This is a genomic window from Gillisia sp. Hel_I_86, assembly GCF_007827275.1.
Lineage (GTDB): Bacteria > Bacteroidota > Bacteroidia > Flavobacteriales > Flavobacteriaceae > Gillisia.
In genome coordinates, this window is the sequence record NZ_VISE01000001.1 from 2,890,066 (window position 1) to 2,913,043 (window position 22,978).

General features: G+C 39.3%; 17 protein-coding genes, 2 tRNA genes and 3 rRNA genes. 10 read left to right on the top strand and 12 right to left on the bottom strand.

Annotated elements, in window-relative coordinates; genetic code table 11:
• Positions 1 to 174: 174 nt before the first annotated feature.
• A complete protein-coding gene (locus tag JM83_RS13070; protein ID WP_144962623.1) occupies positions 175 to 420 on the top strand; it encodes an AbrB/MazE/SpoVT family DNA-binding domain-containing protein in 246 nt (81 codons plus the stop codon).
• The gene (locus JM83_RS13075; protein WP_144962625.1) at positions 411 to 734 is read left to right on the top strand and encodes a type II toxin-antitoxin system PemK/MazF family toxin; all 324 of its coding nucleotides are present in this window, start codon (positions 411 to 413) and stop codon (positions 732 to 734) included. The genes JM83_RS13070 and JM83_RS13075 overlap by 10 nt, the downstream gene beginning before the upstream one ends.
• Positions 735 to 836: 102 nt before the next feature.
• Here the strand turns inward: JM83_RS13075 and dnaN are convergent, their stop codons facing one another.
• The 5 genes from dnaN to JM83_RS13100 all read right to left on the bottom strand — a co-directional run bounded on the left by dnaN (position 837) and on the right by JM83_RS13100 (position 5,702).
• A complete protein-coding gene (dnaN, locus tag JM83_RS13080; protein WP_144962627.1) occupies positions 837 to 1,955 on the bottom strand; it encodes a DNA polymerase III subunit beta in 1,119 nt (372 codons plus the stop codon).
• A 190-nt stretch (positions 1,956 to 2,145) separates the two neighbouring features.
• Positions 2,146 to 3,819 (bottom strand): gliding motility-associated ABC transporter substrate-binding protein GldG, encoded by a 1,674-nt coding sequence (gene gldG / locus JM83_RS13085; protein ID WP_144962629.1) that lies wholly within the window; start codon positions 3,817 to 3,819, stop codon positions 2,146 to 2,148.
• Positions 3,820 to 3,822: 3 nt separating this feature from the next.
• Positions 3,823 to 4,560, bottom strand: coding sequence for a gliding motility-associated ABC transporter permease subunit GldF (gene gldF, locus JM83_RS19500; RefSeq protein WP_144962631.1), 738 nt, complete (start codon positions 4,558 to 4,560; stop codon positions 3,823 to 3,825).
• Positions 4,561 to 4,571: 11 nt separating this feature from the next.
• Positions 4,572 to 4,868, bottom strand: a complete 297-nt coding sequence (locus tag JM83_RS13095; protein ID WP_144962632.1) for a putative quinol monooxygenase — start codon at positions 4,866 to 4,868, stop codon at positions 4,572 to 4,574.
• Entirely contained in the window at positions 4,869 to 5,702 is an 834-nt protein-coding gene (locus tag JM83_RS13100; RefSeq protein ID WP_144962634.1) for an S-adenosyl-l-methionine hydroxide adenosyltransferase family protein, read from the bottom strand.
• 199 nt (positions 5,703 to 5,901) lie between these two features.
• On the opposite strand from JM83_RS13100, the gene JM83_RS13105 reads away from it, so the two are divergent.
• Together JM83_RS13105 and JM83_RS13110 are read left to right on the top strand one after the other, a co-directional pair.
• Positions 5,902 to 6,855, top strand: coding sequence for a PhoH family protein (locus JM83_RS13105; protein WP_144962635.1), 954 nt, complete (start codon positions 5,902 to 5,904; stop codon positions 6,853 to 6,855).
• Between the two features lie 80 nt (positions 6,856 to 6,935).
• Positions 6,936 to 7,895, top strand: a complete 960-nt coding sequence (locus tag JM83_RS13110) for a phosphoribosylaminoimidazolesuccinocarboxamide synthase (RefSeq protein WP_144962636.1) — start codon at positions 6,936 to 6,938, stop codon at positions 7,893 to 7,895.
• Positions 7,896 to 7,905: 10 nt separating this feature from the next.
• On the opposite strand, the gene JM83_RS13115 is transcribed toward JM83_RS13110, so the two are convergent.
• The 3 genes from JM83_RS13115 to JM83_RS13125 all read right to left on the bottom strand — a co-directional run bounded on the left by JM83_RS13115 (position 7,906) and on the right by JM83_RS13125 (position 10,973).
• Positions 7,906 to 8,622, bottom strand: a complete 717-nt coding sequence (locus JM83_RS13115) for a glycoside hydrolase family 16 protein (protein ID WP_261376464.1) — start codon at positions 8,620 to 8,622, stop codon at positions 7,906 to 7,908.
• A gap of 101 nt (positions 8,623 to 8,723) precedes the next feature.
• Positions 8,724 to 9,812, bottom strand: coding sequence for a DNA topoisomerase IB (locus JM83_RS13120; protein ID WP_186434997.1), 1,089 nt, complete (start codon positions 9,810 to 9,812; stop codon positions 8,724 to 8,726).
• A gap of 72 nt (positions 9,813 to 9,884) precedes the next feature.
• Complete coding sequence (locus JM83_RS13125) at positions 9,885 to 10,973, bottom strand: M42 family metallopeptidase (RefSeq protein ID WP_144962638.1); 1,089 nt, start codon at positions 10,971 to 10,973, stop codon at positions 9,885 to 9,887.
• Between the two features lie 191 nt (positions 10,974 to 11,164).
• Between JM83_RS13125 and JM83_RS13130 the strand changes: the two genes are divergently transcribed.
• The 6 genes from JM83_RS13130 to rrf all read left to right on the top strand — a co-directional run bounded on the left by JM83_RS13130 (position 11,165) and on the right by rrf (position 18,104).
• Positions 11,165 to 11,851 (top strand): DUF4294 domain-containing protein, encoded by a 687-nt coding sequence (locus JM83_RS13130; RefSeq protein ID WP_409994697.1) that lies wholly within the window; start codon positions 11,165 to 11,167, stop codon positions 11,849 to 11,851.
• 895 nt (positions 11,852 to 12,746) lie between these two features.
• Positions 12,747 to 14,272 (top strand): 16S ribosomal RNA (locus JM83_RS13135).
• 178 nt (positions 14,273 to 14,450) lie between these two features.
• Positions 14,451 to 14,524: transfer RNA gene (locus JM83_RS13140), tRNA-Ile, on the top strand.
• Between the two features lie 130 nt (positions 14,525 to 14,654).
• Positions 14,655 to 14,728, top strand: a tRNA-Ala gene (locus tag JM83_RS13145).
• 231 nt (positions 14,729 to 14,959) lie between these two features.
• A 23S ribosomal RNA gene (locus JM83_RS13150) occupies positions 14,960 to 17,802 on the top strand.
• A 192-nt stretch (positions 17,803 to 17,994) separates the two neighbouring features.
• A 5S ribosomal RNA gene (rrf, locus tag JM83_RS13155) occupies positions 17,995 to 18,104 on the top strand.
• The 16S, 23S and 5S rRNA genes sit together here with 2 tRNA genes alongside, the layout of an rRNA operon.
• Positions 18,105 to 18,778: 674 nt before the next feature.
• Here rrf and JM83_RS13160 read toward each other — a convergent pair.
• From JM83_RS13160 to JM83_RS13175, 4 genes are all read right to left on the bottom strand, one after another.
• Positions 18,779 to 19,978: a glutamate-5-semialdehyde dehydrogenase gene (locus JM83_RS13160; protein ID WP_144962639.1), complete on the bottom strand. Its 1,200-nt coding sequence runs from the start codon at positions 19,976 to 19,978 to the stop codon at positions 18,779 to 18,781.
• A 50-nt stretch (positions 19,979 to 20,028) separates the two neighbouring features.
• On the bottom strand, positions 20,029 to 20,799 hold the full coding sequence (gene proB / locus JM83_RS13165) for a glutamate 5-kinase (protein WP_144962640.1): 771 nt from the start codon (positions 20,797 to 20,799) through the stop codon (positions 20,029 to 20,031).
• Positions 20,800 to 20,832: 33 nt separating this feature from the next.
• Positions 20,833 to 21,636, bottom strand: coding sequence for a pyrroline-5-carboxylate reductase (gene proC / locus JM83_RS13170; RefSeq protein WP_144962641.1), 804 nt, complete (start codon positions 21,634 to 21,636; stop codon positions 20,833 to 20,835).
• Positions 21,637 to 22,083: 447 nt separating this feature from the next.
• Complete coding sequence (locus JM83_RS13175; RefSeq protein WP_144962642.1) at positions 22,084 to 22,506, bottom strand: hypothetical protein; 423 nt, start codon at positions 22,504 to 22,506, stop codon at positions 22,084 to 22,086.
• Positions 22,507 to 22,978 lie beyond the last annotated feature (472 nt).

Below are 22,978 nucleotides of genomic sequence, written 5' to 3' on the forward strand. Positions count from 1 at the left end.
ATTTTAGACACAAATAACAAACAACAAAGCCGACAATCCCGATAGCTCGGGAGCGTCCCCATTCCACACCACTTGCGTTAACCAAGACTGTTGGCATTAATACAATCCGAACTCAAAATTAAATTTTGTTATCTAAGAAAAAGTAATAACTTTGTATGTACAAAATTTAGGGTTATGGAAACATCAATTATACAAATCGGAAATTCAAAAGGGTTGCGCTTGAGCAAAACGATCCTTGAAAAATATCATATTAAAGACAAAGTTGAGCTTATTCTTGAAAAAGGTCAAATTATCCTAAGACCAATAGAATCTCCTAGAAAAAACTGGGAAGATCAGTTCAAAAAAATGGCTGAAATTGGAGACGATCAACTTTTAATGAATGACGTTTTTGAGGACGAAAATTTTGATGAATGGATTTAAAACAATATTCTATAATTCTCGTAAATCTTGATCCGACAATTGGTTGTGAAATTAAAAAAACTCGTCATTGCGTGATAATTTCTCCAAATGAACTTAATAAATATTTAAAAACTATTGTTGTGGTTCCAATGACAACAAATCCCAACAAATATCCAACTAGGATTTCAATTAAATCGAACGGAAAAAAAGGAATGATGGCGATTGATCAAATACGGACAATTGACAAATCACGGATTATTAAAACCTTTGATAAATTGACCAGTGCTGAAATAAGAAAATTAAAGGACGTAATAAGAGAAACACTCGTTGATTAAAAGATACTAATGCCAACATCGTTTAACAGCAAATAGCGGGAACTTATTAAAGTTCCCGCCCTTTTTTAAACTATATCAATTTCCCAAGAGTAGGGAAAAGTCTTAATTATTCAACATCACCGGCATTACCAACATCGTGATCTTTTCGCCCTCGTCCAATCCATCTACCGGAGTTAGGATTCCGGCACGGTTTGGTAAGCTCATTTCCAACTGAACTTCATTAGCGTTCAGGTTGTTCAACATCTCTGTTAAGAAACGGGAGTTAAACCCAATTTGCATGTCATCACCTTGGTAAGAACAGGTTAAACGCTCTTCGGCCTTATTGCTGTAATCTATATCTTCTGCTGAAATGTTCAACTCGGCACCAGCAATCTTTAAACGAACTTGGTGGGTGGTTTTGTTGGAGAAAATAGAAACCCTTCTCACAGAACTTAAAAACTGACTTCTATCTATAACCAATTTATTAGGATTCTCTTTTGGGATTACCGCTTCGTAATTTGGATATTTCCCATCGATCAATCTACAGATCAACTGCGTGTCTTCAAAAATGAATTTAGCATTGGACTCGTTGTACTCAATAAGTACATCGGTCTCACTTCCTGCTAAAATCCCTTTTAAAAGATTCAAGGGTTTTTTAGGCATGATGAATTCTGCTGCCTGAGAAGCCGTTACATCTTCCCTGGAATATTTTACCAATTTATGGGCATCTGTCGCAACAAATGTTAAACCTTCTGTAGAGAACTGAAAGAACACGCCGCTCATTACGGGTCTAAGATCATCGTTTCCAGATGCGAAAATGGTCTTGCTTATTGCCATGGCCAATACATCTCCTTGGATGATGGTACTGCTAGGATCGCTCAATTCCACCGCATTTGGAAATTCTTCACCATTGGCATATGCCAAAGCATATTTCCCGTGGTTGGAACTTAATTCTATGGTGTTGTTATCCTCTACTACAAAAGTAAGTGGCTGTTCTGGGAACGTTTTCAGGGTTTCCAATAACAATCTTGCAGGAACAGCGATAGCACCTTCAGAATCTGATTCTACTTTCAATTTAGCCGACATGGTAGTCTCCAAATCTGAAGCTGAAACCGTTAATTCATCCTTCTTTAATTCGAACAAAAAATTATCTAAGATTGGAAGGGTGTTGTTATTGTTGATAACGCCTCCTAATATTTGAAGCTGTTTCAATAAATACGTACTGGATACTATAAATTTCATGGATCTAACAGTTATTTAATCAATACAAATATATCTTAATCCTTTAAAAACCGAAGTGTAATAAGTGATATTTTATTAACATAAAAAATGAAATTATTTCTATAAACCCCTTGAAATTAAAGGCTTATTGAAAATATTGCCTGGGATATTGTTAATATTTAATCTTGGCTTATATTTATGAACGAAAAGCCTACTTTTTTATATAGCGCCTTTTTCTGAAGTAAGTATAGATAAAAGCGCCCATCCCCAATAACAGTAACGGAATTGCAAGGTTCAATATTTGCCATTTTTCACGCTCTTGGGCGGTCTTTTCTGTATCCAGAAAAGCAATGCTTATTTCTTTGGATCTAATGGCTATTAATCCTGAATCGTCTAAAAGGTAATTTACGGCATTCAGTAGAAATTCCTTGTTGCCATAAGTGTTTCCAGTAAACCGATCGAACCCTAATTCTAAAGGCTGCCCTTTTTGAAGCTGGTTTTTTATAACATCCCCATCGGAGATCACGATCATTTTAGTTGATTTTCCATCATCCAAGGCATTATCCAGAGCGAAAGGTTTCACCCTGTTTTTGTACACCGATTTGAAATTTCCTTCCAATAAAACAGCCATTGGTAATTCCCCTGCGGTATAAGTGGAAAGATCTGGACGGATATTAAGTAAATTCAGGCTAATCCCTTTAGGAGTTCCTTCTATCTTGGATTGGGGAGAACTGGAAAGTAGCACGGTCTTTTTAATATTATTGCCTAGAATATCTATGGGATTTGCCCACTCAAATTTTACCGCTTCTATATTATTGATGATTGGATGCGCATTTGGCGAAGTAGTGAGCGGGCTGTAGAACCAAGGATAAGGAGAAAACTGGGTGTCGTTTCCACTGCCGCTTGCCAGTACGATGGGTGCCGAATAAATATCGTTCACCAAGGCAGGGTTGATCCGTAAACCATAGGAAAAGAAAAAATCGTTTAAATTGAGATCTCTCGGCAATGCAAAAGCACTTCCACTTGGATTGAACAAACTATCGTTTTCCATAGCGGTTTGTTCTACCAACCATAAAGATTTACCCCCATTCATAAGATATTGATCCAAGACAAATTTTTCTTTTTCTGAATATGCCAGTGTGGGTTTTGCTTCAATGATAAGATCGAATTCTTTAAGGTCTTCCAGGGTTTTATTGGGATAGTTAGCAACAGAATCCAAGGTAAATGGTGCTACAAAATAATACTGTCCAATGGTTTTAATGAAGTCCGCGATATAGGCATCTCCCAATTCTCCATTCCCCCGCATGATGGCGATCTTCTTCTTTTTGGGCTGTACCAATTGCCCTATGGCATCTGCAAAGGAATATTCCAGTTGCTGTACCGAGTTGTTTATACGCTCCTCATCGGTTGTTCCCAACTTATTTTTAAGCAATGGAATCTTTACGGTTTTGTTGTTGAAATTAGCGATCGCCCAAGGAAAAATAATAGATTCGCTGGCTTTTCCGTTTTCCATAACGCTAATCCGCGCAGGGGTCATTCCCAATTCAAAAAATTCCTGAGCAACAGCATTTGCATCATCACCTTCAGCTAAAGGGTCTATAAAGTTGAATTTTACATTGGAATTATAGGCGGCCATCTCTTCTAGGAATTGCCGGGTTTCATTTTGTAACCTTCTAAATTCCGGTGGGAATGTGCCTTTTAAAAACACATCGATTATTATAGGCGATTCAATTTTATCTATAATGTTTTTTGCCGCGACAGAGAGGGTGTATCTGCTATCCTGAGTAAGATCGAACCTGGAATGAACTTTGGATGCGATAATATTAATCAACAGCAGTCCTAAGATCACGATAAACAGCCCTTTATATTTTGTTGAATTTTTCAAGGGCTAGGCTTTAATTTTAGTTGAATGCATCTTGAAATAAGTGAACGAAAGAAAGAGAAGGATCAAACTCAAAAAATAGATAAGGTCCCTGGTATCCAGCACTCCGCGACTCATGCTTTTATAATGATAGCTCATTCCCAAATATTCTATTCCATAATCGGAATCTCCAAACAATTTAAAATCGGTTATACCATCAAAGGCAAAGAATAGAACGAAACAAAGAAAAACCGAAATTATAAATGCTGTGATCTGATTACTGGATACTGCCGAAGAAAATATGCCGATTGAAGTGTAGGAAGCTGCAACTAGAACCAGTCCTAAGTAAGAACCTAAGGTGGCTCCAATGTCTATATTTCCCAAGGGGTCTCCTAACGCATATATTGTAAATACATAAAATAGGGAAGGAAGTAATGCAATAAAAGATACCAGCAAAGCTCCAAAATATTTTCCTAAAACAAGGTTCCAGATACTAACGGGTTTGGTGAGCAAAAGTTCCATAGTGCCTTGTCTGGTTTCTTCAGCAAAGCTTTTCATGGTGATTGCAGGGATAAGGAAGATAAAGATCCAAGGCGCGAGGTCGAAAAAGGGTTTTAGATCGGCAAAGCCGTTATCCAAAATATTATAAGACCCAGAAAAGACGAACAAAAATAGACTACATAGCGTTAAAAATATTCCCACCACCAAATAGCCGGTTGGGGTAGAAAAAAAAGACCGTATTTCTTTATTAAGGATCGCTACCAATATGATTGTTTTTACTCTAAACTCACTAATTTATCCACACTCCAAGCTTCTGGTTTCTGATTGAAATATTGCTTGGTGTTTTCCCAAACTCCTTTAAACAACTCAGAATTTCTATAATTTTCCAAAGCCTGTTCATTTTCCCAATAACTATACGTGAAAAACTGATTTGTATTGCTTTTGTCCCTGTATAGTTCTAAAAAAAGACAACCTTCAAATCCTCTAACTTTGGATTTTATTGCTTCAAAATCATTTAAAAAAGTTTCAACTTTATCTGGTTGAAAGCCCATTTTCACTATTCGTACAAACATTTAAGATTCAAATTTTAAAGTTACGGTGTCCCTTAACTCCAACCCAAATAGCGTAGAGGCACTTCCCACTGTGCTGGGATTACTTTTATAAATGGCAAGTTCTATATAGCCCCCAGAATTAAAAATGGCAAGTTTCTTTCCGTCTTCTTCGCGCTTATCTTTATCCTGGTTAAATTCTATCGCATCGCTATACGTTTTGTACACATTAGAAAATTTGGCTGTTCGTGCCGTTATTTTGAATTTTCGGCCTTTGCCAATATTCTCGAATATCTTTCGGGTGATGTTCGTCACTACATTCCCATAGTTGTCTATATAAAGAACATGGCCAATGATCTGATTATTTTCAGAATTAATATACGGCTCGATCTCTTTTAGATATTTAATGTTTTCAATAGATTTCCCTATTACCTCCAGCGTTCCACCACGAGCAATATGGCAAGCTACTCTCACAAACACATCCAGTACAGGAAAATTTGTCTCTACAATATTGTGAATGTTGATCTCCACAATCTTTTCAGGCTTGATTTCTGAAGCGATCAAAGAAAGGATCCCATTATTTGCACATATAAAATAATGATCGTCCAGTAAAATCGCTACATGCTTATTTTCCGGGGTTAATTCTGAATCTATCCCGATAATATGAATACTGCCCTTTGGAAAACATGTATAGGCATTTTTTATAATATAGGCCGCCTCGGTAATATGAAAAGGGGAGATGGAGTGCGAAATATCAACAATATGAACATCATCCATTTCGGAGTAGATGGTTCCTTTAACAGCTCCTACAAAGTGATCTTTTTCCCCAAAATCTGTCGTTAAAGTTATGATGGCCATAGACAATTATTGAAGTTTTTTTAAAGGTGTAGCTTGTTATTTATTGTAAATTTGTAATACAGGCGAAGATAAATTTATTTCATCCAAATCTTGAAGAAATTTATATAAAAATTGACAATTTCCTTCAAGTAAAATCTTACATTGTCACTATAATAAAACTGAAAAAATAATTTAAAATTTAAATTTAAACCTACTGCTTTTGAACGAACTCATCATCGAACTTTCCGAAATTAGTCCAAGAGAATTTTTTGGACAACAAAATGAACACATTGAACTCCTTAAAAAGTATTACCCAAAATTAAAGATTGTTGCTCGTGGCAGCAAGATTATGGTTTATGGGGATGAGGATATGCTGGAGGAGTTTGATAGGCGGTTTACCATGTTAATGGATCATTTTGGAAAGTACAACACGCTAGATGAAAACGTGATAGAGCGTGTGCTTTCCAGTAATGGGAGAGAAGATTATTCAACGTCCACAGAGAGCGGGCAAACCTTGGTGCACGGAGTAGGAGGCAAGCTTATAAAGGCCAAAACGGCCAATCAACGAAAGTTGGTGGAGCTGGCCATAAAGAACGATATGATCTTTGCTATTGGTCCCGCAGGTACAGGAAAAACCTATACCGGAGTTGCCCTTGCTGTAAAGGCGCTCAAGGAAAAGCAGGTGAAACGCATCATTTTAACTAGACCTGCTGTTGAAGCAGGGGAAAATTTGGGGTTCTTGCCGGGAGATCTAAAAGAGAAATTGGATCCATACATGCAACCGCTTTATGATGCGCTTAGGGACATGATTCCACATGAAAAACTGGAGATATTTATAGAAAAAGGAATTATTCAGATAGCTCCCTTGGCATTTATGCGTGGGCGAACTTTAGATGATGCCTTTGTGATCTTGGACGAAGGACAAAATACGACCCATGCTCAAATGAAGATGTTCCTCACCAGAATGGGAAAAAATGCAAAATTCATGATAACCGGTGATCCAGGACAAATAGATCTTCCAAGAAGAACAGTTTCGGGTTTAAAAGAAGCATTGCTAGTACTTAAAGATACCAAAGGAATTGGAATGGTCTATTTAGATGATAAAGATGTGGTAAGGCATAAGCTGGTTAAAAGCATCATAGCAGCATACAAGAAGATTGAGCACGCCGAATAACTAATTTTAGAAGTAAACTCAATTCAATTTTATACAATAAAACAATAAAGTGATCTCCTTGTTGAGGTTTTGTAAAATTCATGAAAAATACTATAATAGAAACGAATTTCAAATTTCCAGGACAAACGCAAGTTTATAAAGGAAAGGTTAGAGAAGTATATTATTTAGAAAACGACCTATTGGTGATGATTGCAACCGATAGGCTTTCTGCTTTTGATGTGGTTATGCCAAAAGGAATCCCTTTTAAAGGTCAGATCTTAAATCAGATTGCCACCCAAATGATGGTTGCCACACAAGATATTGTTCCCAATTGGTTGGAGGCAACTCCAGATCCAAATGTGGCTGTGGGAAAAAAATGTGAGCCTTTAAAAGTAGAAATGGTAATACGCGGTTATTTATCCGGGCATGCAGCCAGAGAATACAAAGTCGGGAAACGCATGCTATGCGGAGTTCCTATGCCAGAAGGAATGATGGAGAATGATAAATTCCCTAATCCCATCATCACTCCCGCTACAAAAGCCGAAATGGGGGATCATGATGAGGACATTTCTAGAGAAGCTATTATAAAGCGCAATATTGTTTCGAAGGAAGATTATGAACTTCTTGAAGATTATACCAGAAAACTCTTTCAAAGAGGAAGCGAAATTGCCACTTCTCATGGTTTAATTTTAGTAGATACCAAATACGAATTTGGAAAAACCGCAGATGGAGAAATCGTATTGATAGATGAAATCCATACCCCAGATTCTTCTCGTTATTTTTATGCGGAAGGATATGAAGAGCGACAAGATAAAGGAGAAATCCAAAAGCAATTATCGAAGGAATTTGTAAGGCAATGGCTTATTCAAAATAACTTTCAGGGCTTGGAAGGCCAAACAGTTCCAGAAATGAGCGATGCTTATATAGCAACAGTTTCAGAGAGGTATATAGAATTATACGAAAAGATCACAGGATTTCCTTTCGAAAAGGCAGATCTTTCAAATATTGAAGCGCGTATAGAAAGCAATGTTTTGGAATGCCTAAAGCACAGAAAGAGGTAGATTTCTTTGTCTATTTATAATATCTAACATAATCGATATAAAAACGGGCTGGAAAAATGGTATTATCTATTTCTCGGGCCCATTTTCCTCCAAGAGCTAAATTTATGATAAGATAAAATGGTTTTTGAAAGATATTATCCCTTCCTTCCCTCTCGGCGTCTTCAATTTTAAAGTAATGGAATGGCTCATCATCTATAAAGTAATTGATGCTTTTTTCGTCCCATTCAATAGTATAAGTATGAAAACCATCTTCAGAATAGGGTATTTTAAAACTCTTTGCTGAAGAATTCAATTTTTTGTTATCCAATTCCGGATAGTGGATAGCTCCATGTATCTCTGTTGGGGATTTTCCAACATGTTCCATGATATCAATTTCCCCACAAGCAGGATATCCGTCCCGATATCTGTTTTCTCCCAGCATCCATATTGCCGGCCACGTTCCATTACCTGTGGGTAATTTTGCTCTTATTTGGATTCTGCCATATTTAAAAAGCTTTTTATCAACAGTAGTTATTCTAGCCGAAGTATATTTAGAACCCTTATAATTTTCTTTTCTTGCTTCAATAACTAAAAGACCTTTTTTAATTTGAATATTTTTAGCTCTGGAAGTATAGTATTGCTCTTCATTATTATGCCCCAAACCTTTCTCGAAATTCCAAATATCGGTATCGATCTTTTTTCCATCAAATTCTTCAGCCCATATTAGACTAAGCTCTTGAGATTGCATAAAAGGGGATATTAATAAAAATAAGTAGATTAATGCTCGCATATATAAATAACTTCAGACTCACTGTTTGCTAAAAGTATGCCATTAAAAGTTATATATTTCTATTGGTCACCATCCAACTCAATTTCATAGTCGCTTATCATTTCCAGCATTACTTTTTCTGAACTCGATAAAGAGGAGGAATTTTCAGATTCTTCCTCTTTTATTTTATTGAAATATGGAACAATAGATCCGTTCTCATAATTTTTGGTAATAAACGGGTGTACATAATAGCTTCTGCAAACTGCTCTGGTGTTGCCCAATCCTTCTGCTGCAGCATCAATAGCTGCTAAAATGGCTTTTGCATTTTCTTTCTCCTTCTCTTTATACCCGATTTCATGAAGTGTTTCAAAGTATATCTTTGAAGCCGCCCAGGTTCTAAAATCTTTGGCAGTAAAACTCGATCCGCTTAAGTCTTGGATATATTTGTTTATCATAGAACTGTCTACAGTTTGTTTCTGGCCATCTTCATCATAGAATTTAAATAGTTCCCATCCTGGAATTTCCTCACATTGATTTATTAGCTTTATCAACTTTTTGTCGGAAACAGGGACTGAATGTTCCTTTCCTTTCTTACCAACAAATTCAAATTTCAGTTTACCCTTTGCAATCTTAACATGTTTTGTTCTTAATGTAGATAGGCCATATGTCTTGTTTTTGGCTGCATAATATTCATTTCCAATTCTTATATGTGTTTCTTCCATTAATCGGATAATTAATGCTAAGATTTTACGCTCGTTCATTTTTGGGTGTTCGAGGTCTTCCTCCACCTTTTTTCTGATCTTGGGTAAGGCATTTCCAAAAGTGATCATTTTAAGGAATTTGGTTTTATTCCGTAATTCAGACCACGTTGGGTGATACATATACTGTTTTCTGCTTTTCTCATCTAAGCCTACTGCCTGTAGATGTCCATTTTCAAGATGGGATATTCTAACGTCTCTCCATGCTGGTGGAATAACTAAGCTTTTGTATCTATCTAATTCTCGGCCGGCTAAGATTTTCTTTCCATTTCTATTATAGGTATAGCCTCGACCTCTCTTTTTTCGTAAAACGCTAAGGTTAGATTCAGATACATAGATAAGGTTTGCAATACTAGCAGCTTGTTGGGGATCATTCAATAATCCGCTTACTTCATTGGGAGTTAAGGTCATTTCCTTTTTTATTATAAATATAAAAGGATTGGAAGCAAACAGATTATAATTATTTTGGAGAACTGGTAGTTCCTAGTCAAAATAACTAAAAGTATCCCCATCTTTAATATTAAGCAAACTCTCATAGATCAACTTAATAACATTTTCCACATCGTCCTTATGAACCATTTCTACTGTCGTGTGCATATATCGTAGCGGGAGAGATATTAAAGCAGATGCCACACCACCATTACTGTATGCAAATGCATCAGTATCTGTCCCAGTTGCGCGAGAAGAAGCATTTCTTTGAAAAGGAATGTCCTTTTTCTCTGCCGTATCTATTATTAATTCCCTTAGTTTGTTTTGAATCGCAGGAGCATAGGAGATCACAGGTCCAGCTCCAATTTTAGCGTATCCATTGGTTTTCTTATCAATCATGGGCGTAGTCGTATCATGCGTAACATCGGTCACAATAGCCACATTTGGTTTGATACGCTGAGTGATCATTTCTGCTCCGCGCAATCCTATTTCTTCTTGTACAGAATTGGTGATGTATAATCCAAAAGGCAATTTTTTCTTGTTCTCTTTTAATAAACGTGCAACTTGAGAGATCATAAATCCGCCAATCCTATTATCCAATGCCCGACAAACAAATTTGTTGTCATTCAGAATAAAGAATTCATCAGGATACGTAATTACACAGCCTACATGAACTCCTAATTCTTCTACCTCGGTTTTTGTGGAACATCCCACATCTATAGTGATATTATCTAATTTAGGAGTTTCTTCTTTTTCTTTATTTCGAGTGTGTATAGCAGGCCATCCAAATACTCCTTGAACAATGCCATTTTTTGTATGGATATTTACCCTTTTAGAAGGAGCTATTTGATGGTCGCTTCCTCCATTTCTTATTACATATATAAGACCTTCATCAGATATGTAGTTTACATACCATGAAATTTCATCGGCATGACCCTCTATCACAACCTTAAATTTTGCTTTCGGATTAATTACCCCAACGGCAGTTCCATAAGTATCGGTTATAAATTCATCTACATAGGGTTTCAAATAATCCATCCAAATTTTCTGTCCTTCCCATTCGTAACCTGTAGGGGAGGCATTATTTAGGTACTTTTCGAGGAATTCCATCGATTTTTTGTCAAGCAGATCTTTCTTTGTCATAGTATATTTTAATTGTTTTTTGATTTACTACTTTTCCAAAGTATGGGAAATTAGTAATAATCCTAGTATAAGCTAAAAAGAGCTTGTATACCTAATATTTAGCACGAATTTAATAAGAATAAAATTTTCTACAAGGGCAATAATTGTAAATTTGGAATGGTTTTAGTAAATGGTATCCAAAATTAAAAAGATTGAAATTTAAGCTAACATATATTTTCTTTTTTCTTCTGTTGAATGCATGGAGCCAAATCAATGTTCCAGAGCAGGACACTATTCAGCAAGACACTGTTCAAAGAGAATACTTTATTGTGATGGGGGATACTATTGTTCGGGAAACGATAGATTTAGATGAGGTGCTTATTTTAGGAAGGCTTAAGTTTGGTTCAGATCAGGCGAGAAGGCGTTACCTTATATTAAGGAGAAAAACCAGAAAAGTATATCCCTATGCAAAATTGGCCTCAGAAAGGTTATTGGAGCTGGAATCCAGATTGGATCAAATTAAATCCAAACGAGATAGAAAGAGGTATACTAAAATAGTACAAAATTATATCGATGATCAATTTTCGGCTGAACTTAAAAAATTGACCCGCACCGAGGGTCAAATATTAGTGAAGCTCATTCATAGACAAACTGGCGAGACGGCTTTCGAGCTTATCAAAGAGCTAAAGAGTGGTTGGCGCGCTTTCTGGTATAATTCCACGGCCAGTTTATTCGATATATCATTAAAAGAAGAGTACCATCCAGAATCCAATCAGGAAGACTATTTAATAGAAGATATCCTTCAGCGCTCTTTTCAATCTAAAATATTAGAGCCCCAACCCAGTGTACTGGATTTTAATTTCCATGAGCTTACCAATAAATGGACAGCCGGTAGGTAGTTTGTTGTTATTTCTCAAGTTTTTTTTGGGCGTTCCCCCTCGCTTTGCTCGGGGGCCGGGCTTTACGCTTGTAGTCCCAATTCCACGATGTTCCATTGGGAGCTACCGCTCCAATCCCTAACGCGGGCATCATTGATGCCTTTTATTACAAAAGCACACATAGATTAATAAAAAATAATCCTTTGTTAACTCCCGAGCGTTCAAAGGCTTACCGGGGGATGAAATTTATTTTAAAAAATAGTTGAACAAAAGCTTGTGGTTAAGAAAAAAGAGGGTGTATATTTGCAGCCGCTAAGCGATCAACGAGTAGTTGGTTTGGGAGGCAAAGTTCTTTGGTTGACGTGGGTTTAGAGCGGTTTTGGCGGTTAAAATTCAACTAAAAAAAAGTTTAAAATAAGTTTGCGGGATAAAAATTAAAGTTGGTATATTTGCAGCCGCGTTTAGCGCTACAATACGTTCCTTGATCAGTGATGATATGATGTAAGATTTGAGGATAAATTTTATCAAAAAGTTTAACCAAAAAAAACTTCAAAAAAGTTTTGGTCGGTAAAGAAAAAGCATTGTATATTTGCAGCCGCTTTGAGCGGGATCAAAAGTTCACGAAAAGTTATTGAAAAGAGGTCCCTGGGCTAGGGCGGTTAAGAAGAGGTTCGACTCCTTTTGTTTCGACAAGAAGTTCCCATAATCCTTCCCTTAGGGAAGATGCCCGCAAGGGCAGATGGGAGAAATGTTCATTGATATATTGAATTGACAGCGCGTTTCAATGTTGTCCGCAAGGACGGCAGAAGAAACCAAAAGAAAAGAATTAAGACTAGAAGAATATTTTGAGTGATTGGTTTCTCTTCGGAGGAGCTAATGAAACAGGCCTTGTAATTGTTGCAACATTTAAAAATCAACGATGAAGAGTTTGATCCTGGCTCAGGATGAACGCTAGCGGCAGGCTTAACACATGCAAGTCGAGGGGCAGCGGTCCCGCTTTCGGGCGGGAGCCGGCGACCGGCGCACGGGTGCGTAACGCGTATACAATCTACCTTGTAGAGGGGAATAGCCCAGAGAAATTTGGATTAATGCCCCATGGTATTATAGGACAGCATTGTTTTATAATTAAACATTCATGGCTACAAGATGAGTATGCGTTCTATTAGTTGGTAGGTAAGGTAACGGCTTACCTAGACTTCGATAGATAGGGGTCCTGAGAGGGAGATCCCCCACACTGGTACTGAGACACGGACCAGACTCCTACGGGAGGCAGCAGTGAGGAATATTGGACAATGGGCGGGAGCCTGATCCAGCCATGCCGCGTGCAGGAAGACGGCCCTATGGGTTGTAAACTGCTTTTATAGAGGAAGAAACACCCCTACGTGTAGGGGCTTGACGGTACTCTACGAATAAGGATCGGCTAACTCCGTGCCAGCAGCCGCGGTAATACGGAGGATCCAAGCGTTATCCGGAATCATTGGGTTTAAAGGGTCCGTAGGCGGGACGATCAGTCAGCGGTGAAAGTCTGTGGCTCAACCATAGAATTGCCATTGATACTGTTGTTCTTGAATACTTATGAAGTGGTTGGAATATGTAGTGTAGCGGTGAAATGCATAGATATTACATAGAACACCGATTGCGAAGGCAGATCACTAATAAGTCATTGACGCTGATGGACGAAAGCGTGGGTAGCGAACAGGATTAGATACCCTGGTAGTCCACGCCGTAAACGATGGTTACTAGCTGTTCGGGAGCAATCCTGAGTGGCTAAGCGAAAGTGATAAGTAACCCACCTGGGGAGTACGTTCGCAAGAATGAAACTCAAAGGAATTGACGGGGGCCCGCACAAGCGGTGGAGCATGTGGTTTAATTCGATGATACGCGAGGAACCTTACCAGGGCTTAAATGTAGGTTGACAGGGGTGGAAACACCTTTTCCTTCGGGCAATTTACAAGGTGCTGCATGGTTGTCGTCAGCTCGTGCCGTGAGGTGTCAGGTTAAGTCCTATAACGAGCGCAACCCCTGTTGTTAGTTGCCAGCGAGTCAAGTCGGGAACTCTAACAAGACTGCCAGTGCAAACTGTGAGGAAGGTGGGGATGACGTCAAATCATCACGGCCCTTACGTCCTGGGCCACACACGTGCTACAATGGTAGGGACAGAGAGCAGCCACTTCGCGAGAAGGAGCGAATCTACAAACCCTATCACAGTTCGGATCGGAGTCTGCAACTCGACTCCGTGAAGCTGGAATCGCTAGTAATCGCATATCAGCCATGATGCGGTGAATACGTTCCCGGGCCTTGTACACACCGCCCGTCAAGCCATGGAAGCTGGGGGTACCTGAAGTCGGTCACCGCAAGGAGCCGCCTAGGGTAAAACTGGTAACTGGGGCTAAGTCGTAACAAGGTAGCCGTACCGGAAGGTGCGGCTGGAACACCTCCTTTCTAGAGATTTTGCCGTTTTAAAAGGCAAGACGCAATTACATCAAAAAGGTTCTCAAGAGGTCCTTTTGGTCTTGATTCCTGTCAATTTAATTATATTATAATAGTAAAAAGTGAAATGTGAAGAGTGAATGGTATTACTTGAAACTTGTCATTTTAAACTTGAAACTGTTAAAGATGCAGTCTCATAGCTCAGCTGGTTAGAGCGCTACACTGATAATGTAGAGGTCGGCAGTTCGAGTCTGCCTGAGACTACTTTTTAATTCTGAATTCGGAGTTTTGAATTCAAAATTGAACATGTTCATTACAATACTGGGAAATTTTAGAAGTTGAGAATTCTAATCATTTTAAATTCTGAATTCAAGATTTTGAATTTCTTTAAAATGGGGGATTAGCTCAGCTGGCTAGAGCGCTACGCTTGCACCGTAGAGGTCAACGGTTCGACTCCGTTATTCTCCACAAGGCAATGCCTTGGGATATATTATGTATCACAAGGGTGTTGCAGGCAAAACGCCTACTGATAATTATTTATCAGTGGCGATTCGCCACACGTTCATTGACATATTGGGAAATAAAGAATACGAGAACATTAGGTACTTGCAAGGAATTGCAAGTGCAAAAGAACAATTATAATAAAAGTGTTGTTTTTGCATATCGGCAAAAACAAGATTTGAGCAAATTAGGTAAAAGCACATAAGCTAAATAAGGGCGTATGGGGAATGCCTAGGCTCTCAGAGGCGAAGAAGGACGCGATAAGCTGCGAAAAGCTGCGGGGATTGGCACATACAAATTGATCCGCAGGTATCCGAATGGGGCAACCCACTATATTGAAGATATAGTATTCCGTAAGGAAGGCGAACCCGGGGAACTGAAACATCTAAGTACCCGGAGGAGAAGAAAACAAAAGTGATTGCGCAAGTAGCGGCGAGCGAACGCGCATTAGCCCAAACCACGCGCGTTACGGCGCGCGTGGGGTTGTAGGACCACGTTGTTGGTTGTGAACAGAATTAGAACACCTTGGAAAGGGTGGCCAAAGAAGGTGATAGCCCGGTATAGGTAATGAACATGAACCATAGTGGTATCCTGAGTAGTGCGGGGCACGTGAAACCCTGTATGAATTTGGCGGGACCATCCGCTAAGGCTAAATACTCCTGAGAGACCGATAGTGAACCAGTACCGTGAGGGAAAGGTGAAAAGAACCGTGAATAACGGAGTGAAATAGATCCTGAAACCATACGCTTACAAGCGGTCGGAGCCCTTAGGGGTGACGGCGTGCCTTTTGCATAATGAGCCTACGAGTTACCGTTGCCAGCAAGGTTAAGCCTTTAAGAGGTGGAGCCGTAGCGAAAGCGAGTCTTAATAGGGCTAGTATAGTTGGTAGTGGTAGACGCGAAACCGTGTGATCTACCCTTGGGCAGGTTGAAGCTGTGGTAACACATAGTGGAGGACCGAACCCGTTGACGTTGAAAAGTCTTGGGATGACCTGAGGGTAGGGGTGAAAGGCCAATCAAACTCGGAAATAGCTCGTACTCCCCGAAATGCATTTAGGTGCAGCGTTGATTTAAAGTTTTATAGAGGTAGAGCTACTGATTGGATGCGGGGGCTTCACCGCCTACCAATTCCTGACAAACTCCGAATGCTATAAAATGTTGGTCAGCAGTGAGGGCATGGGTGCTAAGGTCCATGTCCGAGAGGGAAAGAACCCAGACCATCAGCTAAGGTCCCCAAATGTATATTAAGTTGAAATAACGCGGTTGGACTGCCCAGACAGCTAGGATGTTGGCTTGGAAGCAGCCATTCATTTAAAGAGTGCGTAACAGCTCACTAGTCGAGCGGTCCGGCATGGATAATAATCGGGCATAAATATACTACCGAAGCTATGGATTTATACCCTAGGGGTATAAGTGGTAGGGGAGCATTGTAACAAAGTTGAAGGTGTGCCGTGAGGCATGCTGGATTGGTTACAAAAGAAAATGTAGGCATAAGTAACGATAATGCGGGCGAGAAACCCGCACACCGAAAGACTAAGGTTTCCTCAGCTATGCTAATCAGCTGAGGGTTAGTCGGGACCTAACGCGACCCCGAAAGGGTTAGTGGATGGACAACAGGTCAACATTCCTGTACCTGCCCCACGTTGAACGTGACGGAGGCGAAAAGTTGGTGCGTACTGACGGAATAGTACGTTGAAGGAAGTGGCAACACTCCGATAGTACACAAAAGCTTCGGCCGGCGTGACAATCCAGCAAATCGACTTCCAAGAAAAGCAAGTGGTGGCAGCCCGTACCGTAAACCGACACAGGTAGTTGGGATGAGAATTCTAAGGTGCTCGAGAGATTCATGGCTAAGGAACTAGGCAAAATCGACCCGTAACTTCGGGAGAAGGGTCGCCCCCGCCTTGCGGGGGCCGCAGTGAAGAGGTCCAGGCGACTGTTTATCAAAAACACAGGGCTCTGCTAAATCGAAAGATGATGTATAGGGCCTGACACCTGCCCGGTGCTGGAAGGTTAAGAGGAGATGTTAGTGCTTGCACGACGCATTGAATTGAAGCCCCAGTAAACGGCGGCCGTAACTATAACGGTCCTAAGGTAGCGAAATTCCTTGTCGGGTAAGTTCCGACCTGCACGAATGGTGCAACGATCTGGACACTGTCTCAGCCATGAGCTCGGTGAAATTGTAGTATCGGTGAAGATGCCGATTACCCGCTGTGGGACGAAAAGACCCCGTGCACCTTTACTATAGCTTAGTATTGACTTTGGACAAGTGATGTGTAGGATAGGTGGGAGACGTTGAAGCTGCATCGCCAGGTGTGGTGGAGTCATTGTTGAAATACCACCCTTTACTTGTTTGAAGCCTAACCCCGTTTTGCGGGGGACAATGCTTGGTGGGTAGTTTGACTGGGGTGGTCGCCTCCAAAAGAGTAACGGAGGCTTCTAAAGGTTCCCTCAGCACGCTTGGTAACCGTGCGCAGAGTGCAATGGCATAAGGGAGCTTGACTGAGAGACATACAGGTCGATCAGGTACGAAAGTAGGGCATAGTGATCCGGTGGTTCCGCATGGAAGGGCCATCGCTCAAAGGATAAAAGGTACGCCGGGGATAACAGGCTGATCTCCCCCAAGAGCTCACATCGACGGGGGGGTTTGGCACCTCGATGTCGGCTCGTCACATCCTGGGGCTGGAGAAGGTCCCAAGGGTTGGGCTGTTCGCCCATTAAAGTGGCACGCGAGCTGGGTTCAGAACGTCGTGAGACAGTTCGGTCTCTATCTACAGTGGGCGTTAGAAATTTGAGTGGATCTGACTCTAGTACGAGAGGACCGAGTTGGACGAACCTCTGGTGCACCAGTTGTTCCGCCAGGAGCATTGCTGGGTAGCTACGTTCGGAAGGGATAAGCGCTGAAAGCATATAAGCGCGAAACCCACCACAAGATGAGATTTCTTTAAAGGACCGTGGAAGACCACCACGTTGATAGGCCATAGGTGTAAAGGCAGCAATGTCATAGCCGAGTGGTACTAATAATCCGTAAAGCTTAGTGCAGTTCTCCCTTTTTCTTCGGAAGAAGGGAGGGCGAAAAACCTATCCAATTTGCCATTGATCGTTCGAACTGGTATTCTTCTATTGTTTGTTTCCCATATGTTGATCTTATTATCACGCCTTGGCGTGAAGTGAATTGTGAAGCGTGAACAGGTTTTTTCTGATCACCCTTGCCCCTCACTGATCACTTAAATTTAAGGTGGCTATGGCAACGGGGCTCACCTCTTCCCATTCCGAACAGAGAAGTTAAGCCCGTTAGCGCAGATGGTACTGCATTTTTGTGGGAGAGTATGTCGCCGCCTTTTTTTTGAAGACCCCTTCATCACCCGATGGAGGGGTTTTTTTGTTTTGTGGGGACTTCAAATATAAAGTAAATCGTACCACGTCCCGAAAAGTGTGTTTTTAAGGGGCCCTCCCGGCCAGGGACCGCAGCCGGGCCACCGCGTAGTGCGGCACCGAGGCAAAGCTGGAGGGAGACGTATATGAACTTGGATTTTTTTAGCTAAGGGAAGAATTTATATGATGTTACTTATTTCTAAGATTACATTTTTCTTTAAGTGCATCTTTAATCTAAAAATCCCAGGACGACTCTGCCTCGGGGTTTCCTGTTCATCCCTCCTTGGGAGAGGTCGTAACTGCCTTTTTAGGCAGTTTCGGGTGAGGCAAAATTATAAAATTTCGGTTTTGGATTCCTGCCACCAAAATGACCCCGATAGCTCGGAAGGCGAAACACCCCTATGGCTTGCTTCGGGGGATAGTCGGTTTCATGAAGGTTTTTGTTAAGTAAGTTTAGTAACAAAAAAGAGGCACCCTTTGGCACCTCTTTTTAATTGACTTATCTACATTAAATGATGAATTCCGTCACCCTTAACTTGGTTCAGGGTCTCTGTACGTAAGACCACTAATTTATAGAGATTCTGAAGTAAATTCAGAATGACGCGTTTTTAGACAAGTTTCTTTTGCTTGTAATTTAATTGCCTTACTCCCTAATATGCCCGTCACCCAAAACATAGTATTTATTGGTTACCAATTGTTTTAGGCCAAGAGGTCCACGGTGGTGCAACTTATCGGTACTAATGGCAAGTTCTGCTCCCACGCCCATTTGTCCGCCATCTGTGAAGCGGGTAGAGGCATTATGGTACACGGCAGCACTATCTACTTGCTCCATAAATTCCAAAGCTTCGGTTTTATCTTTGGTGATGATCACCGCAGAATGCCCGCCAGAATATGTATTGATCTTATTTATAGCCTTGTCGATCCCGTTTACATTTCCAACCACTATTTTCATGGCTAAAAACTCTTCATACCAGGTATCTTCCTTAGATAGCTTTTCTTCGGAATTCAAAACTTCGGAAATCTTATCATCTACAAGGATCTCTACATCATGATCTTTTAATAATTTTTGAAGCTCTTTCAATCTGGATTCATATTCAGGTAAATTCTGATCTACCAATACTTTATCCAAGGCATTGCAACCAGAAATTTTATCGGTCTTGGCATTTAAGATCACTTTTTTGGCAGTTTCAAAATCGGCATTTTCAGCAACATATAAAAAGTTGTTTCCTCTCCCGCTTACCAAAACAGCACCAGTTGCATGTTCTTTTACAAAAGCGATCAATCGTTCTCCCCCTCGTGGTACTATAAGATCTAATTGTACCGGAGGATTCTTCAAGAACCCTTGAGTTTCCTCCCTATTTAAATGTAAAAGTTCTATCCAATTGGTTTCCAGACCGTTTTCAGTTAAAGCTTCATGCCAACATTCTTCTAATATTTTGTTGCTGTTAATAGCTTCTTTCCCACCTTTTAAAAAGATCTTGTTGTTTGCTTTAAAGGCAAGAACAGCTGCTTCTATGGTTACATCTGGTCTGGATTCATAGATAATAAGGATGTTACCAAAGGGGGCTGTTTTATTGGTGATATCCAATCCGCTTTCCAGTATATCATGAGAAATGGTTTTTCCAACAGGATCTTCCTGCGCCATCACCTCTTTTATAGAATGGATCATCCCATCTACCTTTTTATTATTTACGATAAGCCTGTCGTACATGGCACCTTCTTTTTCCCCAAAGGCATCCAAATCCTTTTTATTTGCTTCTATGATATGCGCACGCTTGGAATCCAAAATTCGGATCATCGCTTTAAGCACATTATTTTTTGTTTCTGTTTTTATCAACTTCATGTTATCTCTCTCTTTAAAATGTTTATTTATTATAATCTGAAATCATGGAATTAGGCAGTGAATAAAGTACCTACTTCTTTTCCTTCCATAATATCAAGAATGATATTCTTTCGTTTTCCATTGGCTATATAGGTAGGGATATTCTTGGCAGCCGTACTTTTGGCGATCTTGATCTTAGATTTCATTCCCCCGCGGCCTTGGCCTTCACCTTTTTCTGATGCTTGCACATATTTCTCTACATTTTCATCTATCTGTACATTATTCAATTTAATAGAATCTTCATGATCTGGGTTACCATCATACAAACCTTCTGTGTCACTTAGAATGATCAAAGCATCAGCTTTAATCAATTCTGCAACCAGACTCGCCAATTCATCATTATCTGAGAACATGGACATGGTAACCGAAACGGCATCGTCTTCATTTGCAATGGGTATAATTCCTTCAGAAAGTAAGGACTCGTAACAATTTATCATATTTTCACGGTGCATTCCTGGACTAAAATCCCTTTTGGTTGCTAGTACTTGGGCGCACCGCATTCCGTAGTCATGAAATATGCTATAATAGTGACGCATCATTCTAGGTTGCCCTACCGAAGAATATACTTGTCTTCTTTTAGATTCATCTTTAATACTTATTTCTCCTAAAACTTCCTTTCCTGCAATTGCAGATCCAGAAGACACCAACACCACCATAATATCTTGTTCATAGAGGGTAGCTATTTGTTCCACGAGATTTTTCAATACCGGTCCTAAAATTCTGTTGTCCTTGTTGGTCATTACATTGGTACCAACTTTTACAACAATTCTTTTCTTCTTCATTTTATCGATCTTACTATTCGTGTTCTTAAATATTTATTCTTTACCTAATTCCACTGCTCTGTCGAAAGCGGCATAGGCTGCATCCTTGATTAATTCTTTAACGTTGTTGTCTTCCATAGAATCCAATGCCGCTCTTGTAGTGCCACCCTTGGAAGCTACACGTTCCATCCAAGTGTTTGGGGAAAGATCTGACTGATTGAATAATTCTACCGCGCCTTCAAAGGTTTTACTAACGAGTATTTTAGAATCGTTCGTAGAAAAGCCCATTTTTAATGCTGCCTCCAACATAGACTGCATAAAATAAAATACATAAGCTGGACCGCTTCCAGAAATTCCAGTAGAAGCATCTATAAAATTCTCGTTAGATACCCTAATAGATTCTCCTGTGGTATCTAGTAAGTTTCTCACCATAAGAAGTTCTATTCTGGAAACCTCCTTAGATTCTGTGTAAGAAGTAACCCCTTTTCCAACTTGCGCTGGTAAATTAGGCATCGCCCTAATCACTTTTTTTACATTTAAGCTGTTCTGAATGGTTTCTATAGTAACACCCGCCATTATAGAAACAAAGATCTGTTCTTTATTAAGCAAAGGTTGTATCTCGTTGAACAATACTTCAGAGTGATAAGGTTTTACCGCTATAAAAACCACATCTGCTTGCGGTAGGCAATCTTCTATCTTATTATAAACATTAAAGTGGGAATGTTCTTTTAAGGATGCTATTAATTCTTCAGATTTGTCATAGATCATTAATTTGTGTCTGTTCAAAAGAAAGGATTTGGACATGCCTTCTGCATATGTTAATCCCATATTTCCTCCTCCAATTACTAAAATTTTCATTATGCTATTTAAATTAAATGATTTTCCCCGAAATTCAATTCGGTTGATTTTCTATAACAAGTGGCACAAAGACCATACTAGGTGCCCAAATAATAGGAAAAGTTTGGATTATAGCTTTGAGATTGGAAATAACAGAATTTTGAAGTATCAAGTCAATAAATAGATTACACCTATATGCTTTAATAAATTTTTGAAAATGAAGCACAGGTTTTTATTTAAGTATTTAGTATTCAATGTGTTGAAGCGGGGTAAGAATCAACGGCTAAAATTTTTTATTTAATTTTTTTTTCAGTGAATTAAGAATTTTAACAATAATTATTTAATAATATCCCCTAGAAACACTTTATGAATAAGAATAGTTTAATTAAATAGGATTTGCGCCAATATGTCAAAAAGGGCAATATTGGCAGTACGCTGATGAAGTAATTTCAGGACCTAACGAAGTGCTTAATCGTGCTTACGCAGTTTATTGGTGCAGAACAGAAAGAGTGCTGTCTGAAATTTGTTGAAATTGGAAAGAAAAATAAAGAGCCTATTTTCTAATTTTTTGTGTTCTGTATAATAAAATGATTCGCACGAAATATCTTCACATTCCATCATCCCATTAATATCATTTTTGTGATTGCTAATAGCCTGGTGGAGTTCTATTTTTTCTGTTTTTAAAGCTGTAAGGGAACTGGAATAGGTAAATAGGTTCTCATAAAGGTTTGGCAAGTCTTCTTGGAAGATATCCGCAGAAATAAACTGACTCAAAAATGTAATTTCTTCGGAACAGGTTTGAAGTTTTTTATCCCATTCCCGAATATCTGCAATAAGTTCTTCTACATTTTTTTCATTTGCAGAGCCACTTTGTTTAATTAAGATCGCCATATCGCAAGTTTTAAAAAATTTTACACTTATGTCTTATAAAGATAAGTTTTTCAAAAAAAAATAGCAAGGATTTAAGACATCATTAAAATCTTATAGGACCTTATGAATAATTCATATTTTAAGGTATATCTTTAAGGTATCATACAATGATATATACCATCATTCTGTCCCGAAGCGTCTGGAGTTCCAGAATCTCATCACACTAACAATCAATATACTAAGTTGAAGCCCTAAAATATCCCGAGGCTTCCGCACAAGGGGCGAAATTATTATAGGTCAAAAAACGCGGCTATACAGATATTTTTAACTTCTTAAATCTTTTGAATATAATAGTAAATAATTGATATTTAGATATTTGAACTTGTTTGATTTTTAATTATTACCTTTTAAATTTTAAAAGTTTTAATGTGACAATTCACTTGTTATAAAGTCAATTTTTAGTAAATTAAGGGGTGCTATAATTTTGGGATTT

What these genes read in the sequence shown, in the direction of transcription:
- JM83_RS13120 (WP_186434997.1), bottom strand. Translation starts at nt 9,812, where the DNA reads ATGACCTTAACTCCCAATGAAGTAAGCGGATTATTGAATGATCCCCAA.
- dnaN (WP_144962627.1), bottom strand. Translation starts at nt 1,955, where the DNA reads ATGAAATTTATAGTATCCAGTACGTATTTATTGAAACAGCTTCAAATA.
- JM83_RS13175 (WP_144962642.1), bottom strand. Translation starts at nt 22,506, where the DNA reads ATGGCGATCTTAATTAAACAAAGTGGCTCTGCAAATGAAAAAAATGTA.
- JM83_RS13075 (WP_144962625.1), top strand. Translation starts at nt 411, where the DNA reads ATGGATTTAAAACAATATTCTATAATTCTCGTAAATCTTGATCCGACA.
- proB (WP_144962640.1), bottom strand. Translation starts at nt 20,799, where the DNA reads ATGAAGAAGAAAAGAATTGTTGTAAAAGTTGGTACCAATGTAATGACC.
- JM83_RS13160 (WP_144962639.1), bottom strand. Translation starts at nt 19,978, where the DNA reads ATGAAGTTGATAAAAACAGAAACAAAAAATAATGTGCTTAAAGCGATG.
- JM83_RS13115 (WP_261376464.1), bottom strand. Translation starts at nt 8,622, where the DNA reads ATGCAATCTCAAGAGCTTAGTCTAATATGGGCTGAAGAATTTGATGGA.
- JM83_RS13110 (WP_144962636.1), top strand. Translation starts at nt 6,936, where the DNA reads ATGAAAAATACTATAATAGAAACGAATTTCAAATTTCCAGGACAAACG.
- JM83_RS13095 (WP_144962632.1), bottom strand. Translation starts at nt 4,868, where the DNA reads ATGTTTGTACGAATAGTGAAAATGGGCTTTCAACCAGATAAAGTTGAA.
- JM83_RS13070 (WP_144962623.1), top strand. Translation starts at nt 175, where the DNA reads ATGGAAACATCAATTATACAAATCGGAAATTCAAAAGGGTTGCGCTTG.
- JM83_RS13125 (WP_144962638.1), bottom strand. Translation starts at nt 10,973, where the DNA reads ATGACAAAGAAAGATCTGCTTGACAAAAAATCGATGGAATTCCTCGAA.
- JM83_RS13100 (WP_144962634.1), bottom strand. Translation starts at nt 5,702, where the DNA reads ATGGCCATCATAACTTTAACGACAGATTTTGGGGAAAAAGATCACTTT.
- proC (WP_144962641.1), bottom strand. Translation starts at nt 21,636, where the DNA reads ATGAAAATTTTAGTAATTGGAGGAGGAAATATGGGATTAACATATGCA.